The sequence below is a fragment of the Streptomyces sp. SP17BM10 genome (assembly GCF_036322405.1).
GTDB lineage: Bacteria > Actinomycetota > Actinomycetes > Streptomycetales > Streptomycetaceae > Kitasatospora.
Genome location: NZ_JAQYXB010000514.1, coordinates 49,580 through 64,392, shown reverse-complemented (window position 1 = coordinate 64,392; position 14,813 = coordinate 49,580). Strand labels below are relative to the sequence as shown.

At 73.7% G+C, this 14,813-nt stretch carries 13 protein-coding genes; 6 read left to right on the top strand and 7 right to left on the bottom strand.

All coding sequences use genetic code 11. The features are described 5' to 3' along the window. The first annotated feature begins 59 nt into the window (after positions 1 to 59). Complete coding sequence (locus PUR71_RS09600) at positions 60 to 587, top strand: hypothetical protein (protein ID WP_329926056.1); 528 nt, start codon at positions 60 to 62, stop codon at positions 585 to 587. Here PUR71_RS09600 and PUR71_RS09595 read toward each other — a convergent pair. Continuing rightward, entirely contained in the window at positions 580 to 2,691 is a 2,112-nt protein-coding gene (locus PUR71_RS09595) for an HAD-IIB family hydrolase (RefSeq protein ID WP_329926054.1), read from the bottom strand. The two genes, PUR71_RS09600 and PUR71_RS09595, sit on opposite strands and share 8 nt — an antisense overlap. A gap of 45 nt (positions 2,692 to 2,736) precedes the next feature. Further along, complete coding sequence (locus PUR71_RS09590; protein ID WP_329926053.1) at positions 2,737 to 3,672, bottom strand: carbohydrate kinase family protein; 936 nt, start codon at positions 3,670 to 3,672, stop codon at positions 2,737 to 2,739. Between the two features lie 132 nt (positions 3,673 to 3,804). On the opposite strand from PUR71_RS09590, the gene PUR71_RS09585 reads away from it, so the two are divergent. Beyond that, on the top strand, positions 3,805 to 4,422 hold the full coding sequence (locus PUR71_RS09585; protein ID WP_329926051.1) for a TetR-like C-terminal domain-containing protein: 618 nt from the start codon (positions 3,805 to 3,807) through the stop codon (positions 4,420 to 4,422). A 16-nt stretch (positions 4,423 to 4,438) separates the two neighbouring features. Here PUR71_RS09585 and PUR71_RS09580 read toward each other — a convergent pair whose 3' ends face one another. Continuing rightward, the gene (locus PUR71_RS09580) at positions 4,439 to 5,224 is read right to left on the bottom strand and encodes a slipin family protein (RefSeq protein ID WP_329926049.1); all 786 of its coding nucleotides are present in this window, start codon (positions 5,222 to 5,224) and stop codon (positions 4,439 to 4,441) included. A gap of 553 nt (positions 5,225 to 5,777) precedes the next feature. Here PUR71_RS09580 and PUR71_RS09575 point away from each other — a divergent pair. Further along, the gene (locus PUR71_RS09575; RefSeq protein WP_329926047.1) at positions 5,778 to 6,752 is read left to right on the top strand and encodes an alpha/beta fold hydrolase; all 975 of its coding nucleotides are present in this window, start codon (positions 5,778 to 5,780) and stop codon (positions 6,750 to 6,752) included. 83 nt (positions 6,753 to 6,835) lie between these two features. Here PUR71_RS09575 and PUR71_RS09570 read toward each other — a convergent pair whose 3' ends face one another. Then, positions 6,836 to 7,114, bottom strand: coding sequence for a PASTA domain-containing protein (locus tag PUR71_RS09570; RefSeq protein ID WP_329926045.1), 279 nt, complete (start codon positions 7,112 to 7,114; stop codon positions 6,836 to 6,838). A 125-nt stretch (positions 7,115 to 7,239) separates the two neighbouring features. Beyond that, complete coding sequence (gene pstS, locus PUR71_RS09565) at positions 7,240 to 8,367, bottom strand: phosphate ABC transporter substrate-binding protein PstS (protein WP_329926043.1); 1,128 nt, start codon at positions 8,365 to 8,367, stop codon at positions 7,240 to 7,242. Between the two features lie 339 nt (positions 8,368 to 8,706). On the opposite strand from pstS, the gene PUR71_RS09560 reads away from it, so the two are divergent. The 3 genes from PUR71_RS09560 to PUR71_RS09550 are packed head-to-tail and all read left to right on the top strand — an operon-like array spanning position 8,707 to position 10,914. Further along, on the top strand, positions 8,707 to 9,369 hold the full coding sequence (locus PUR71_RS09560; protein WP_329926041.1) for a pyridoxamine 5'-phosphate oxidase family protein: 663 nt from the start codon (positions 8,707 to 8,709) through the stop codon (positions 9,367 to 9,369). Next, positions 9,366 to 10,544: an MFS transporter gene (locus tag PUR71_RS09555; RefSeq protein ID WP_329926039.1), complete on the top strand. Its 1,179-nt coding sequence runs from the start codon at positions 9,366 to 9,368 to the stop codon at positions 10,542 to 10,544. Before PUR71_RS09560 ends, PUR71_RS09555 begins: the two co-directional genes overlap by 4 nt. Positions 10,545 to 10,596: 52 nt before the next feature. After that, the gene (locus tag PUR71_RS09550) at positions 10,597 to 10,914 is read left to right on the top strand and encodes a hypothetical protein (protein ID WP_329926038.1); all 318 of its coding nucleotides are present in this window, start codon (positions 10,597 to 10,599) and stop codon (positions 10,912 to 10,914) included. A 34-nt stretch (positions 10,915 to 10,948) separates the two neighbouring features. Here PUR71_RS09550 and PUR71_RS09545 read toward each other — a convergent pair whose 3' ends face one another. Together PUR71_RS09545 and PUR71_RS09540 are read right to left on the bottom strand one after the other, a co-directional pair. Beyond that, on the bottom strand, positions 10,949 to 13,255 hold the full coding sequence (locus tag PUR71_RS09545; protein WP_329926036.1) for a hypothetical protein: 2,307 nt from the start codon (positions 13,253 to 13,255) through the stop codon (positions 10,949 to 10,951). Between the two features lie 161 nt (positions 13,256 to 13,416). Beyond that, the gene (locus PUR71_RS09540; protein WP_329926034.1) at positions 13,417 to 14,616 is read right to left on the bottom strand and encodes a serine hydrolase domain-containing protein; all 1,200 of its coding nucleotides are present in this window, start codon (positions 14,614 to 14,616) and stop codon (positions 13,417 to 13,419) included. Between the last annotated feature and the right edge of the window lie 197 nt (positions 14,617 to 14,813).

Sequence of the window (14,813 nt, the reverse complement as noted above, 5' to 3'; positions counted from 1 at the left end):
GCTGCCCCAGCCCCGTCCGGGCCCGGAGACACCCCAGCAGACCCAGGAGTCGACAGCACATGTCCGCCCCCGCACAGCGCCGAAAGGTCGACCTGTCGCAACAGCGCGTGGCCGACAGCCCGTTCGGGCCCCTCCAGATCAGCCACGACCGCTGGCCCTCCGTCATCGTCCGGCTGACCGGTGCCGGCATCCCCACCGTCACGGCGGTGCCGGACCGCGAGCACGGCGCCCTGTCGATCAACGGCCACCACGTGCCGACGGTCCGGGGCAGCCGCGGCTGGGACCCTCGCCGCAAGGCCCGCACCCGCACCGCCCTCGTCGGCGCCCGCGGCTACGAGCTGCGGCCGACCGGGTTGTGCCGGGCCGAGCTGCGCCGCGACGGCGCGGTCATCGGGCGGGCGCGCAGCGGCCTGAGCGCCTACTCCCCGTTCCGCTCGATCCCGGGCCTCGACGCGGCCATCGCGTGGTCGCCGGGTGTCGACCCGACCGACGTCGCGATCGGTCAGGCGATGGTGGTCGCCTTCGGCGCCGGCGCGCCGGGCGCGTTCCAGCAGTGCTTCATGTTCTGGCTCGACTGGGTCAACTGACACCCGTACGGGGGGCGACGGCCTCCGGCGCCGAGTCCCGGATCGCCCGGACGATCCGCGCCGCCCAGTCCGCGGGCCGTTCGCGGCCGAGGAGTGCGGAGAGGCGCTCCATGCGGGCGCGGCGTTCGGCCGCGGAGAGGGCGAGGGCCCGGGACAGGACGGTGCTGAGGTCCTCCGGCGAGTGCGGGTCGGTGAGGAGGGCCGCGTCGCCGAGCTCGGCCGCGGCGCCCGCGTGCCGGGAGAGCACCAGCACGCCCGGGGTGCGGGCGGGCAGTGCGGCCTGCGCGGCGACGAACTCCTTGGCCGTCAGGTTCATCCCGTCCTGGAACGACGTCACCCACAACACGTCCGCGGCGAGGTACTCGTGGACGACCGCGGCGGCGGACAGGCTGCCCGGCAGGTAGTCGACCGGCCGCCAACGGCCGTGCTGCCAGCGGTCGTTGACTTCGGCGACGCGCTGTTCCAGCTGCCGGCGGGTGGTGTCGTAGGCGGTGATGCCGGGCTCGGGCGGCGGGCACACCAGCCGGAAGACCAGCCGCCCGCGCAGCTCGGGCCGGCGCTCCAGCAGGTGCTCGAGGGCGTCGACCTTCTGGACCGGCGCCTTGGCGTAGTCGAGCCGCTCGACCGAGAGCACCACCCGCTCGGCGGCCGGGCGCGGCCGCGGCCTGCGCAGCCGGGCGAGCCGTTCGACGGCGGCCCGGTCGACGCCCAGCGGGTGCACCTCGGTGCGCGGGGCACGCCGTCCCAGCGTCCGCCGGAAGTGCTCGGCGAAGGCGTCGGTGTGGAAGCCCGCCCAGTCCAGGCAGGCGAGGGAGGCGCGCAGTTCGGCCGCCACCGGCAGGGTCGCGAAGACCTCGGGCGTGGGGAACGGGGTGTGGTGGAAGAGCCCGGTCCTGAGGTCGGGGCGGGTGCCGCGCAGCAGGCCGGGGACGAGCCACAGGTTGTAGTCGTGGAGCCAGACGGTGGCGCCGGGCGCGGCCTCGGCGGTGATGTGCTCGGCGAACCGCGCGTTCACCGCCCGGTAGGCGGCCCAGGCCTGCCGGTCGAGCACGGTGCGCCCGGGCTCGGACATCAGCACCGGCCACAGCGTCTCCTTGCACGCCCGGTGGAAGTATCCGGTCCACTGCTCCGTGCTGAGCGGCACGAGGGACAGCGGCAGTCCGGTGGGGTGCGGGCGGGCGGCCTCGCGGTCGCCGCCGGCCAGCGCGGTGACCCACACCCCCGGCAGTCCGTCGGTGAACGCGCTGGTCAGCGTGGGGAGTATGCCGTTGGGGCTGCTGGGCGGCTGCCACCTGGTGCCGGTCCAGTGCATCGGCGGCCGGTGGTAGGCGACCACCACGTCGTGCCGGCGGCGGGGGCGGTCCGGGTCGGGGTCGACCCAGCCGAGGTCCTGGAGCACCGCGTGGATCCCGGCGGCGCCGGTCTGCCGGGGGCGGCGGACCAGCGGGTCCCCCGCGACGGCGTCGAGCAGTGCCGGCTCCGCGCCGCCGACGACCACGCCGTGCGCGCCGGTCCCGAACAGCGACAGGTCGTTGAGGGAGTCGCCGGCCACGAGGATCTGCTGCGGTGCCCAGCCCAGCTTTCCCGCGAGGGCCCGCAGCGCGTTGCCCTTGGACGCCCCCGACGGCAGGACGTCGAAGTAGCGGCCCGCCGAGTACTCCCAGCCGCAGCCGAGCGCCCGGACGGCGTCGGTGATCTCTGCGGTGAGCCGCTCCGGGGCGACGTGGTAGGAGCAGCGGCCCTCCTGGGCGACCCCGAACTGGTAGGTGAGGGCGGGGAAGCGGCGCAGCGCGGCGCGGATGCGGGCCGGTCCCGGCCAGCCTGCGCGCAGCTGCTCCAGGAGGGGGTCGACGGGGGAGAAGTCCGTCCCGTCGGCGATGGTGGCGCCGACGTCGGCGATGATCCAGCGCGGGCGCGGGACGAGCGGGTCGCGCAGGACGTCGCGCACGGAGGCGAGGCCGCGGCCGGTGGCGAAGACGAGGGTCACCTCGGGGTGGCGGGCCAGGGCGTCGCGCAGCCCGCGGCGTTCCTCCCGGGTGCCGCCGAGTAACGTGCCGTCCAGATCGGTGACCAGAACCCTCGTGACGGGTGACATCCGTGACATCCGCCGGACGCTAGCACGATCACTCAGCGGTGTGAAGTGTTCACCTCAGGTGTGCGGCGCCGCCTCGAGGGGCAGCCGGGCGGCGAGTTCGTCCGCGCGCAGGGCCGCGTCCGACCCGGGGCCGGTGGTCGCCGCCGCTCCGCAGACCACCGCCGCCGCGAGGCAGTCCGGCAGGTCCAGGCCGTCCAGGAGGCCGTGGACGAGGCCCGCGTTGAAGCAGTCCCCGGCGCCCGTGGTGTCGACCGGCCGCACCGGGACGGCCGGGACGTCGTGGCGCTCGCCGCCGCGCACGGCGGTGGCGCCGTCCGCGCCGCGCTTGACCACCAGGGTCGGCACCAGACGGGCGATTTCGGTGATCGCTTCCTCAAGGCCGGCGGCGCCGGACAGGCGCAGCGCCTCGGCGGAGTTCGGAGTGAGGACGTCGATCAGCGAGAGGATCCGGCGGACCGCCGGATCGTCGAGCGTCGCGGGGGAGTCGTGGCAGTCCATGACCACCTGCGTGCCCAGCCGCCGGGCGGCCCCGGCGGCGGCCACCATCGCGTCGTCCCAGCGCAGTTGGGGCACCATCAGGACGCGCGGCCGGTAGCGCCGTAGCAACGGGACGAGCGGCGCGGGCTCGACCGGGTCCTGGAAGCTGACCAGAGCGCGGTCGCCGGGGTACGCCATCGCGACGGTCACGCTCCGCACGGGCCCGGGGTGGTGGCGGAAGGCGGAGGCGTCCAGGCCCTCGCGGCGGGCACCGGCCAGCACCTGCGCGCTGAAGGCGTCCGTGCCGAAGTCCGTGCTCCAGACCACGTCCCGTCCGAGCCGCCGCAGCGCCATCGCGGGCGTGTACGCGCCTCCCGGCACCCACGCGAAACCGTCCGCGAACACCTCGCCGCCGGGTTCCACCGGGCGGGGCAGTCCGTGGAACACGAGGTCCGCGAAGTACGCGCCCACCACCAGTACTTCGCACGGCTGTAAGGTCCCGTTCGACTCCATCCGGCGAGCATAGGCGTCCACATCGCCCCGGGAGGCGCGAACGCGTCGAAGACGGGTCAGTAGGAGAGAACGCGTTCGTTCACTAAAATCGGAGGTGGATCCGGGGAGCGGAGAGCGAGAGGTGGTGCCGTCATGTCGGCCGAACCCGAGGCCACGCGCGGAGCGGCCGAGACAGGCCCGCTGCGCCGGCGCGGCGAGGTGCTGGAGAGCGCGATCTTCGCGGCCACGCTCCAGCAGCTCGTCACGGACGGCTACGCGCGGCTCACCATGGAGGGCGTCGCGGCGGCGGCGCAGACCGGGAAGGCCGCGCTCTACCGCCGCTGGTCGTCCAAGGAGGAGCTGGTCATGGACGCCCTGCGCGCCAGCCTGCCCCCGGCCGGGCCGGCCCCGGACACCGGCGGCCTGCGCGGGGACCTCGTCGAGGTGGTCACCCGGCTGCGGGCGGCGATGTTCAGCGAGTCCGGCGCGGCCGTCCGCGCCGTCATGAGCGAGCTGGACCACGAGCGGGCGCACGCCTTCCTGGAGATCGTGCTGGCGCGCGTGGTCGAGCCCACCACCCGGCTGATCGCCGAGGTCCTCGCCCGGGGCGCCGCCCGCGGCGAGGTCCGCCCGGCCGCCGTGACGCCGCTGGTCACCGACGTCGTCCCGGCGCTGATGCTCTACCGGATCAAGATGTGCGGCGGCGCGCCCGTGCGGCTGGAGCCGGAGGCGATCGTGGACGAGGTCCTGCTGCCGATCGTCCGCCCGTGACGGCGGCCGCCGGCGCTCAGTCGTCCGCAGGGGAGTCGGGCGCCGCCGCGTAGGCCTTGGCGGCGGCGCCCTCGAAGAAGCGCAGCAGCTCGACCGGGAACGGCAGGACCAGCGTGGAGTTCTTCTCGGCGGCCACCTCGACCACCGTCTGGAGGAGGCGCAGCTGCATCGCCGCCGGCGTCCGCTCCATCGTCGTGGCGGCCTCGGCGAGCTTGGAGGCGGCCTGGAACTCGCCGTCGGCGGTGATGATGCGGGCGCGGCGCTCGCGGTCGGCCTCGGCCTGGCGGGCCATCGAGCGCTTCATGGTCTCGGGGAGGGTGACGTCCTTGATCTCCACCCGGTCGATGTGCACGCCCCACCCGGTGGCCGGGCTCTCCAGCATGATCTCCAGGCCGCGGTGGAGCTGCTCGCGGCCCGAGAGCAGGTCGTCGAGCTCGCTCTTGCCGATGATCGAGCGCAGCGAGGTCTGGGCGACCTGGAGCATCGCGAAGCCGTAGTTCTGGACGTCGACGGTGGCCTTGATCGGCTCGACGACGCGGAAGTACAGGACGGCGTCGACGCTGACCGAGACGTTGTCCTTGGTGATGCCCTCCTGGGCGGGCACCGGCATGGTGACGACCTGGACGTTGACCTTGCGCATGCGGTCGACGACCGGGATGAGCAGCGTGAGCCCGGGCTGGCGGGCCCGGGCGCGCACCCGGCCGAGCCGGAAGACGACCCCGCGCTCGTACTGCTGGACCACGCGGACGCCGGTGACGAGCCAGAACAGGGCCAGGACCACGATGAGTACGACGAACGCCACGGTGCTGCGACCTCCCCCGTCGCGGCGCAGCCCGCGCCGGGACCGGAGTGGCCCTGTCGCACGGGTGCGAGCCGCGGAGCACAGTATGCGCCCGGGGTGTGACGTCCGACAGGGAGCGGAAGGGGCCTTGACGAATCGTTACGCTCCGGACGCCGCCGGTGTGGCGGAACGGCGGTGCCCCGTCGGGGCGTTGAGCGCGGCAGGGCGGGCCCGAACGCGGTCTGCGCGCGGCCTGGCGGTGACAGGAGCTCTCGGCGGGCGTGAGCGGCAGCCCCGCGCGCCCCGGTGGCGGATGCCTCCGATGCCCGGCGGATTCAGCCAGGATGAACCTCAGGACACAGTTGATCCATGCCAGTTGACAGTGCGGCGGCGGGTGGCGAATGCTGGTGCCCGGCGCCGGACGCGACCGAGCCACCCGCGCCTCGCCGCGCACCGGTCGCCGCCACCGGACCCCGGGTGCGCCCCGTCCTGCCGTACCCCCGTCGGCGGGTGCGGGGCGCACCCGGGCCGGTATCACCTCCGCTCGGCCAGTACCGGGAAAGGGACCTCCGCCATGGCCCGTCTGCCGCACCGCTTCCGGCCTGCCGCCTCCTTGCCCGCCGTGCTGGGCCGATCCGCCGTCCTCGCCGCCGCCGTCCTCGCCGGGGTGCTGGCGGGCGAGGCCGTCGAGGCCGTGCGGCGGCGCCGCGCCGTCCTGGCGGACCCCGCCGACGAGCGGACCATGACCACCATGGCGGGCAACGTGCTCGCCTACCGCGTGCGCCGGCCGGCGGACGACGCCCAGGCCGACCCGTTCGCCCCGGTCGTCGTCTTCGACGGCGCGCTCGGCGACGGCGCCGGCCACGCCGAGTGGCTCCTGCGCGAACTCGCCGCAACCGGACCGGTCGTGACGTACCACCGCGCCGGCTACGGCCGCAGCAGCTACACCGGTGGCCGGCACTTCGACATCGACACAGCCGCCGCCGACCTCGCCGACCTCGTCCGGCACGTCGCCGGAGACCGGCCCGTCGTGCTCGTCGGCCACTCCCTCGGCGGTTACCTCGCCGCCACCGCCGCCCGCCGCCTGCCCGGTCACGTGCTCGCGCTCGGACTCGTGGACCCCTCCCACCCCGGGGAGCCGCTCAGCCGCGTCGACCCCGGCCCCGCGAGCGCGTCCCCGGACGGCGTCGTCCTGCGCCTCCACGCCGACGCCCGCACCTGCGCGGCCGTCCGGCGCGAGTGGCGCGGCGCCCGCGCCCGGTTCCTGCGGCACGAGGGCCGGCTGCCCCGCGCCGACGTGCCCACGATCGTCATCACCGGCAAGCGCTCCGGGGACCTTCGCGACCGGCTCCGCCTCCAGCGCGAGTACTGCGAGACCGCTCCGACCGCCGTCCACCGCGAACTCGACGTCCCGCGTGAGCAGTTGGTGACCCATTGGGCGGCGGCGCAGCACGTCGGCCAGCTGCTGGGCGAGTTCGTCGACTCGCTGGCCGCGGGCTGGGCCGTCACCGCTCCCCTCGCGCCCGGTGCCACCCGCGGACGCGCCTGAGCGTCCGCGCGCCCAAGGCTCCCGCTTCCTCCCGGTGGCACCCCCCGAAGGAGGAAGGGGATTCGTTGGATTCGTTCCCTGTGCTAACGCGGGCGCTGCGGCCCGTCCTCGTCGTCGTGCACTTCCTCGAACTCCACCACCAGCGAGCCCTGGCGGCGCATCTTCGCGCCGGGCGCCGGGTGCTGGGCGGTGACCACCCACACGCCCGGCCAGGTCAGCGCGCGGACGGGCGGGCCGTCCGGGTCACCGCTCGCGATGGCGAGGCCCGCCTCCCACGCGACCTTGCGCGCCTGCGGCACGAGCAGCCCGACCACGTCGGGCACCGTCACCTCGGGGGCCGTGCTGGGTCCGATCCACGTCATGTCACCCTCCCGGGGACCAGCCTGCCGCCGATGCCTCCCGGAGGGAAGACGGCCGGGAGGGAAGACGGCAGCACCGCCGGCCCCTGTGGTGCGGGGCCGGCGGTGCCGGTGGGACGTGCGCGGGGTCAGCCGAGGTTGGTGACGGCGGCCTTGACCTTGTCGCCGATGGCGGCGGGCATCGGGACGTAGCCCTTCTCGCCGACCGCCTTCTGGGCGGCGTCGCTGGCGGTGTAGGTCAGGAAGCCCTTGAGGGTGTCGAGGGTGTCCGCCTTGTTGCCCTTGTCGCAGACGATCTCGTAGGTGACCAGGACGATCGGGTAGGCGTTGTCGGCCTTGGTGCCGTAGTCCAGGGAGAGCGCGAGGTCGCCGTCGGCGCCCACGACGGTGGAGCTGGCGAGGGTGGCCGCGGCGTTGGCGGCGGTGGCGGCGACGGGCTTGGCGGCGCCGGTGCCGATCTGGGCGCTCTTCAGGTTGTTGGTCTGGGCGTAGGACAGCTCGGCGTAGCCGATCGAGTTCTTGACCTGCTTGATCTGGGCCGCGACGCCGGCGCTGCCGTTGGCGGACTGGCCGCCCTTGCCCTTCCACGCCTTGTCCGGCGCGGCGCTCCACGCGCCGCCGGAGGTCTTGGCGAAGTAGGAGGTCAGGTTGAAGGTGGTGCCGGAGTCGTCCGAGCGGTGGAAGGACTGGATGTCCGCGTCCGGCAGCTTGGCGCCCGGGTTGAGGGCGGCGATGGCCGGGTCGTTCCACTTGGTGATCTGCGAGTCGAAGATCTTGGCGGCGGTGGGGCCGTCCAGGACCAGGTTGTCGAGGTTGTCGACGTTGTAGACCAGCGAGACGAGGCCGCCAACCATCGGCAGGTCGATCGCCTTGCCGCCGGTGCAGACCGCCTTCGAGGCGTCGACGTCGGCCGGCTTGAGCGCGAAGTCGGTGCCCGCGAACTGCACCTTGCCCTGGTTGAACTGCTGGACGCCCGCGCCGGAGCCGCCGCCGCTGTAGTTGACGGTGGTGCCCGAGCAGGACGCGGCGTACAGGTTCTTCCACACGTCGATCGCGGGGGCCTGCGCGGTGGAGCCGGCGCCGAGGAGCGAGCCGTTCTTGCCGCAGCTGATCGACGCGCCGGTGGCGGGCGCGGAGCCGCTCGCCGTGGTCGTCGGGTTGTTGTCGTCGCTGCCGCACGCCGTCAGCGACAGGGCGCCGACCAGTGCCACCGCACTCAGGGCAAGGCTGCTGGACCGGCGGTTCCGCTGGAGCATCTCTTCTTTTCCCCTCGTTCAACAAGGCCCGCACTCGACGCGGGTTTCGGGGGCCTGATGATCCCCGGGGTGAAGAATTTAGACGGGAGAGGTGAACGATTCTTCCTCCCGTGCTGAACCGGGGGTGAACCGGGGCGGTCCGGAGTGGCGGCGGTCACACGGCCGGAGTAGCCGCTCCGGGGCACTCGGGGCACCCGGGGCGGCGACACGCACGGTGGCCCGGCCGTGCTCGACTTGGCGGCGGCCGGGCGGTTGGATGGGCCCGCGCCAGTGCCGGGGCCCGCCTGAGCCGAGGAAGCCGGGAGCCGTCCGGACCAGCAGAGCCGAGGAGCCGCCACCGTGACCGACACCCCCGCCGTCGAACCCGACCCGGCCGCCGCGGCCCGCCGGATCACCGAGAGGCGTGAGCAACTCGGGATCGAGGAGGAGGAGTTGGCACGGCGCGCGGCGATGGCGCCGAACTACCTGCGCCACCTGCTGACGGCCGGCCCGTCCTTCGACCCGGGTGGCTTCGTCCGCATCGCGGCCGCGCTCGGAACCACCAGGGAGGCCCTCGTGGAGGGCCGCTCCGACGCCCCGCCCGGGCAGGGCGCGCCCGGTCCGCGCCCACGGCTGCTCGATCTCACCGAGGCGGAGTGCTGGGAGCTCGTCGGCACCCACGGGGTCGGCCGGGTCGGGCTGCCGGTGCGGCCGGGCCCGGTGGTGTACCCCGTCAACTTCGTGGTGGACCGGCACACGGTCGCCTACCGCACCGCCGGCGGCAGCGCGACCGACCCGGCGGACGACGCGGAGGCGTCCTTCCAGGTCGACCACCTCGACGAGTACCTGGGCCGCGGCTGGACCGTCCTCGTGCTCGGCACCGCGCACCACGTCACGGACGAGGAGGAGCTCCGCCACCTCGCGGGCCTGCCCGGCTCGGCCCCGTGGGCGGGCGGCGACCGCCCGCTGTGGGTGCGGATCCGGCCGGACGACGTCACCGGACGGCGGATCGTCAGCGGGTGAGCGGACACGCCGGGTTGATGCGACCGTGGCGGTTCGTCGTCTGGTGGGGCATCGTCAGCCTCCTGGCGGACTTCGTGTACGAGGGCGCCCGGTCGGTGACCGGCCCGCTGCTCGCCTCGCTCGGCGCCTCCGCCGTGGTGGTCGGCACGGTGACGGGCGCCGGGGAGGCGGCGGCGCTGGGCCTGCGGCTGGTGTCGGGCCCGCTGGCCGACCGCACCGGGCGCTTCTGGGCGCTGACGATCGCGGGCTACGCGCTCACCGTGGTGTCCGTGCCGCTGCTCGGTGTCGTCGGGGCGCTCGTGCCGGCCTGCGTGCTCGTCGTCGCGGAGCGGGTCGGCAAGGCCGTGCGCTCCCCGGCCAAGGACACGCTGCTCTCGCACGCCGCCGCCGCGACCGGCCGCGGCCGGGGCTTCGCCGTCCACGAGGCGCTGGACCAGGTCGGCGCGGTGGTCGGACCGCTCACCGTCGCCGGGGTCCTGGCGGCGGGCGGCGGGTACGGCCCGGCGCTGGGCGTCCTCGCGATCCCGGGTGCGGCCGCGCTGGTGCTGCTCGGGTGGCTGCGCACCCGCGTGCCGGACCCGGCGGTGTACGAGCCCGCCACCGTGCCGGAAGCCCGTCGGGAGCAGCCCAGGTCGCGTCGCCTGCCACGGGTGTTCTGGGTCTACGCGGCCTTCACGGCCACCACGATGACGGGCTTCACGACCTTCGGCCTGCTCTCCTACCACCTCGTCCAGCGCGACCTGATCGCCGTCTCGCTGATCCCGGTGCTGTACGCGGGCGCGATGCTCGCCGACGCGGCGGCGGCCCTGGTGGCCGGGTGGCTGTACGACCGCGTCGGCCCGCGCGTCCTTCTGGCGCTGCCCGTGCTGGCTGCCGTCGTCCCCGCGCTGGCCTTCACGGACACCCTCGGGGCGGTCGTCGCGGGCGCACTCCTCTGGGGCGCGGCCACCGGCCTCGGCGAGGCGACCCTCCGCGCCACCATCGCCGACCTCGTTCCGACGCCCCACCGCGCCACCGCCTACGGCGTCTTCGCGGCCGTGACGGGCGCGGCCACCCTGGCCGGCGGCGTCCTGACCGGCGCCCTGTACCAGACGTCGATCCCCGCGCTCGTCACGGTCGTGGCCGCGATCCAGGCCGCGTCCCTCGTCCTGCTGGCGGTCGTCCGCCGACGGTGAGAGCGCGGACGGCGTGCCCTCGACCAACTGGAGGGCCCTAAGGTCGCCCGTCATGCGGAACACCGGCACCACCACGCCCGTCAGGCCCGTCCCACCGGGTCGGCGGCCGGCCCTGCCCCGGCCCTACCTGCTCTGGCTCGCGGGCACCCGGGCGTCGCTGGCCGGCGACGCGGCCCCGACCTTCGCCCTCGGGTGGGCGGCGAGCGCCCACGGAGGCCGGACGGCGGCGCTCGTGCTCACCGCCGTCACCGTGCCCCGCACCGTCCTCCTCCTGCTCGGTGGGGCCGTAGGGGACCGTGTCGGTGCCCGCCGCATGATGATCGCCGGGGACGCCGTGATGCTCGCCGCCGCGCTCGGGCGGCCCGCGTGAACGCGGGCCGCGGGCGCCGGGTTGAGTCCGGTCCTTACTTCTTCTTCAGGTTCGACGGCAGGACGTCGAGCGGGTGATGGTGGTGGTCGCCGATGTGCAGCTGCTCCTCCGGCTTACCGGCGAGCTTCGGCAGGACGTGCTTGCCGGTCGGGTCGGTGATCACGATCGCGTCGCCGGTGCGGCGGACGTCGTGCGGCGAGCCCTTGGCGTAGGAGGCGGGCTCCGCGCCGAGGCCGGTCGGGGTGGAGTCGGCGACGGTGCCGAACACGCTGGTGGGCAGGGTCAGGCCGGTGGCCGTCGAGCCGAGGGTGGTGTAGGCGGACTGCTCGCCGCCGTACGCCGCGCCGAAGGTGCCGCCACCGGCGACGGTGGTGCCCGCCGGGACGGTGACCGGGACGTTGGTGCCGGCCGGGCCGTTGACGGTGACGACGCCGCCCTGGACGTACCCGGTGACCGAGCCCGCGTTCTGGGTCTGCTGCCAGGCGTTCTGGTTCTGCAGGACGGTCCCGGCGTCGGTGAGCGTCTGGTCGACGACCGGGGTGTCGGAGGTGAACCAGGTGCGGTAGGTCGAGAGGATGCCGCTCATGGTCTGCAGCGCCAGCTGGTCGTCCGTCAGGTTGGACTGGTGCATGAAGAACGGCCGCGGGTCGTTGGAGAGCACGTACCCGAGGGTGATCTTGGTCTGCAGCGGCAGCACGTAGCCGGACCACGCCGTGTTGATGTCCAGCGGCGAGATGCAGGTGGTGGTGGCGGGGTTGGCCTCGCAGTTGCCGCTGCCGCCGTTCGCCTTCGAGGTGTAGAGCCAGTTGTACTCGCTCACCTCGTCCTGCTGCGTCGAGACGTTGTAGAACACGTTGATCGGGTGGCGCGGCACGCCCAGCGCCGAGGAGATCTGACGCTGGCCGGTCTCGCGGGAGGCGTCGACGCCCAGCCACTGCACGTTCTCGGCGGCCAGTGACGCCAGGAAATCGGGGTTGTCGCTCGGCTGCTGCGGCAGCATGATCGTGCCGGAGTGCTCGCCGCCCACCAGCTCGTTGGGCCGGAACGGAAGGCCGTTGGCCTGGCCGAACTGGATGTTCTGGGCGATCTGGCCGTTGACGGTCGCCTGGTCGACGTACTGGATGGTGCCGGAGGCGTCGGTCTGGCATCGCCACGGGATGACCGAGAAGTCCTGGACGCAGCCCAGGAATTCGTGGTCGTAGGTGTGGTTGAGCCACATGAAGCTGTTCTTGTTCGCGAGGAGCGCGACGCTCAGCGGGTCGGTGCCGCCCTGCGCCTGCGCGTACTCGAGGCCGGGATCGGCGTTGAACAGGAAGTCCAACCGGTAGTCGTTCTGCTGCTGCCAGTTCACCACCGTGGAGACGTCCGCGGCCGTCATCCGGATCGGGTTGGTGCTCGCCACCCCGGGCGCGCAGTCGCCCTCGCCCGGCGTGCACTTGCCGCTCTGGCTCCAGCGCGCGTTGGCGTTGAAGAGGTCGTCGATGTGGGCGGAGAAGTAGTTGCGCCAGTACCCGAGGTGTACTCCCCGCGTCACCCAGTCGACGATGCCGTGGGCGAGCAACTGGAACTGCTGCTGGTAGTAGTTGTAGGCGAAGGTGAGCACGAGCTGCTGGCGCCCGCCGCTCGTGTAGATGCCCGCGAGCACGCCCTGCGTCGACGTGCCCGGGATGGTCTCGGTGACGTACGGCTCGAAGTGCGAGCCCGTGCTCGGGTCGTCGGGCAGCGGGGTGGGCAGCGCGCCGTACGAGCCGCTGCCGCCGGCGGTGCCCTCGAACGGCACCGGGCCGTTGAGGTAGTGGAAGGCGTCGCCGCGGGCGGAGGCGCTCGCGGTGGCGGTGGTGGCGTCCATCGAGCCGGTCCACGTGGGGGCGCTCAGGCCGGTGCCGGCGCCGGGCCACACGTACGAGTCGACCTGGCGCACGTGGTACGAGGCCTCGTAGCCGGTGAGCGCGGAGAGTTCCGCGGCGGAGAGCTGGCCGGGGGAGTCGCTGGGCAGCACGACGCCCTCGAAGTGGCCGTGCGGCGTGCCGTCGGCCAGGGTGTCGGCGAGGAAGGTCGCCGAGATGGTCGCGCGGTTGGCGCTCGTGAGGTCGACCACGGTCGTCGGGACACCCTCGGAGACCAGCTGCCTGCGGATGCCCTCGACCCAGGGGTTGCCGTCCGTGACGACGAGGACGTTGAGGTCCACCCGGGATGTCGCGGCCGAGGCGGGCACGACCGTACCGAGCGATATGACCACGCCGGCGGTGGCCAGCGCGACCAGCGGCAGGGCGCGGAAGGGCGTCCGGCGGGACCCCTTCCTTGACGTGCGCACTGCGGCGGAGGAGTTCTTGCTTCTCATGTGATCACCCTGCCTGACCTGCGACGTCGTACTCTCCGGTTACACGAGAGATTGACCATCTGATGGGGGATTGTTTGGAAACGGTTCCCATTGTCGATGGCCCGTCATGATCCCCGGCCCGGGGCGTGCAGCGGGCCGACCGCTGCACGCCCCTCTGCTTCTCAGCCGGCGGTGGCCGACCCGTCGTAGACGTTGTCCGGGGTCGCGATGGCGGTGATCGCGCGGGCCAGGAGGGTGGAGGGCTCCTGGTTCCCGGTCCCGGAGTCCGTGTTGATCATGATGACCAGGGTGGCCTTCTGCGTGGGCAGGTAGACCGTCACCGTCTCGTAGCCGGGGATCGAGCCGTTGTGGCCGATCCAGCCGTTGGTCTCGAAGATGCCCAGGCCGTAACCGGTCCCGGGGAATCCGGTCGGCAGCGTCATGAGCCGCTGCGCCTGGGTCTCCGGGCTCAGGAGGCGCCCGGTGGCGACGACTTCGGCCCAGCGGCGGAGGTCGTGGAGGTCCGAGATCATCGCGCCGGCCGCCCAGGCCCAGCTCGGGTTCCAGTCCGTCGAGTCCACGGTCTCGCCGGTGGGGGTCTGGTCCGTGTACCCGCGCGGGTGCGGCTGCGGGAACTCCGCTCCCGCGGGGAGGAACGTGTGGCGCAGCCGCGACGGACGCACCACCCCCTCGCGGATCACCTCGGCCAGCGGTCGGCCGGTGACCTTCTCGACCACCAGGCCGAGCAGGACGAGGTTGGTGTTGGAGTACTGGAACCGCTCGCCCGGCCCGAACGTGTTGTCGTGCCGGTAGCCGTACGCGAGCACCTCCCGCGGCGTGAAGGACCGCGTCGGATCGCTCTCCAGGTCGTGGATGAAGCCCGGGTCCGACGTGTACGGGAACAGGCCGCTGCGCATCTCGGCGAGCTGGCGCAGCGAGATCCGGTCACCGCAGGGGACGCCCTCGACGTACTCGGAGATCCTGTCGTCCAGCCCGACCCTGCCCTGGTCCACGAGCTCCAGCAGCGCGGTGACCGTGAAGGTCTTGGTCTCGCTGCCGATCCGGACCCGCGAGTCGAGCGCCATCGGCGCCCCGGTCACCTTGTCGGCGACGCCGGTGGCGCGGACGTAGCTCCCCTTCCCCGGCATCCACAACCCGACGACGACCCCGGGGATGCCCGCCTGCTGACGCACCTCCTCGATCGTCCGGTCCAGCTGGGAGGTCAGTTCCGGGCTGAGGGTGGAACCCGGACACTCGTCGCCGTGGCACCGCCCGACAGCCGCGGCGGGAACGGTCACGGCGGGAGCCGCCGCCACGGGGGCGAGCACGGAGGCCACGAACAGAGTCGCGGCGAACAGCCCGCGGTCATGGGTACGTCGCACGTCGGGGCGCCTCTTCCAGGGTTGACGGGGGCACGGACGGCACCATTCACCACGCCGCCCCCTGCTCGGGCGCGTCTGCGCCACCCACCCCGGCGAGTCCACTCGTTCGGATCACCGGGTCAGGGCCGAGTGGTGCTCGCGGCCGGGGAGCGGCTCCTCGCGCCGGGGACTGCGGAAAACCACAGGGTGGCCGGGCG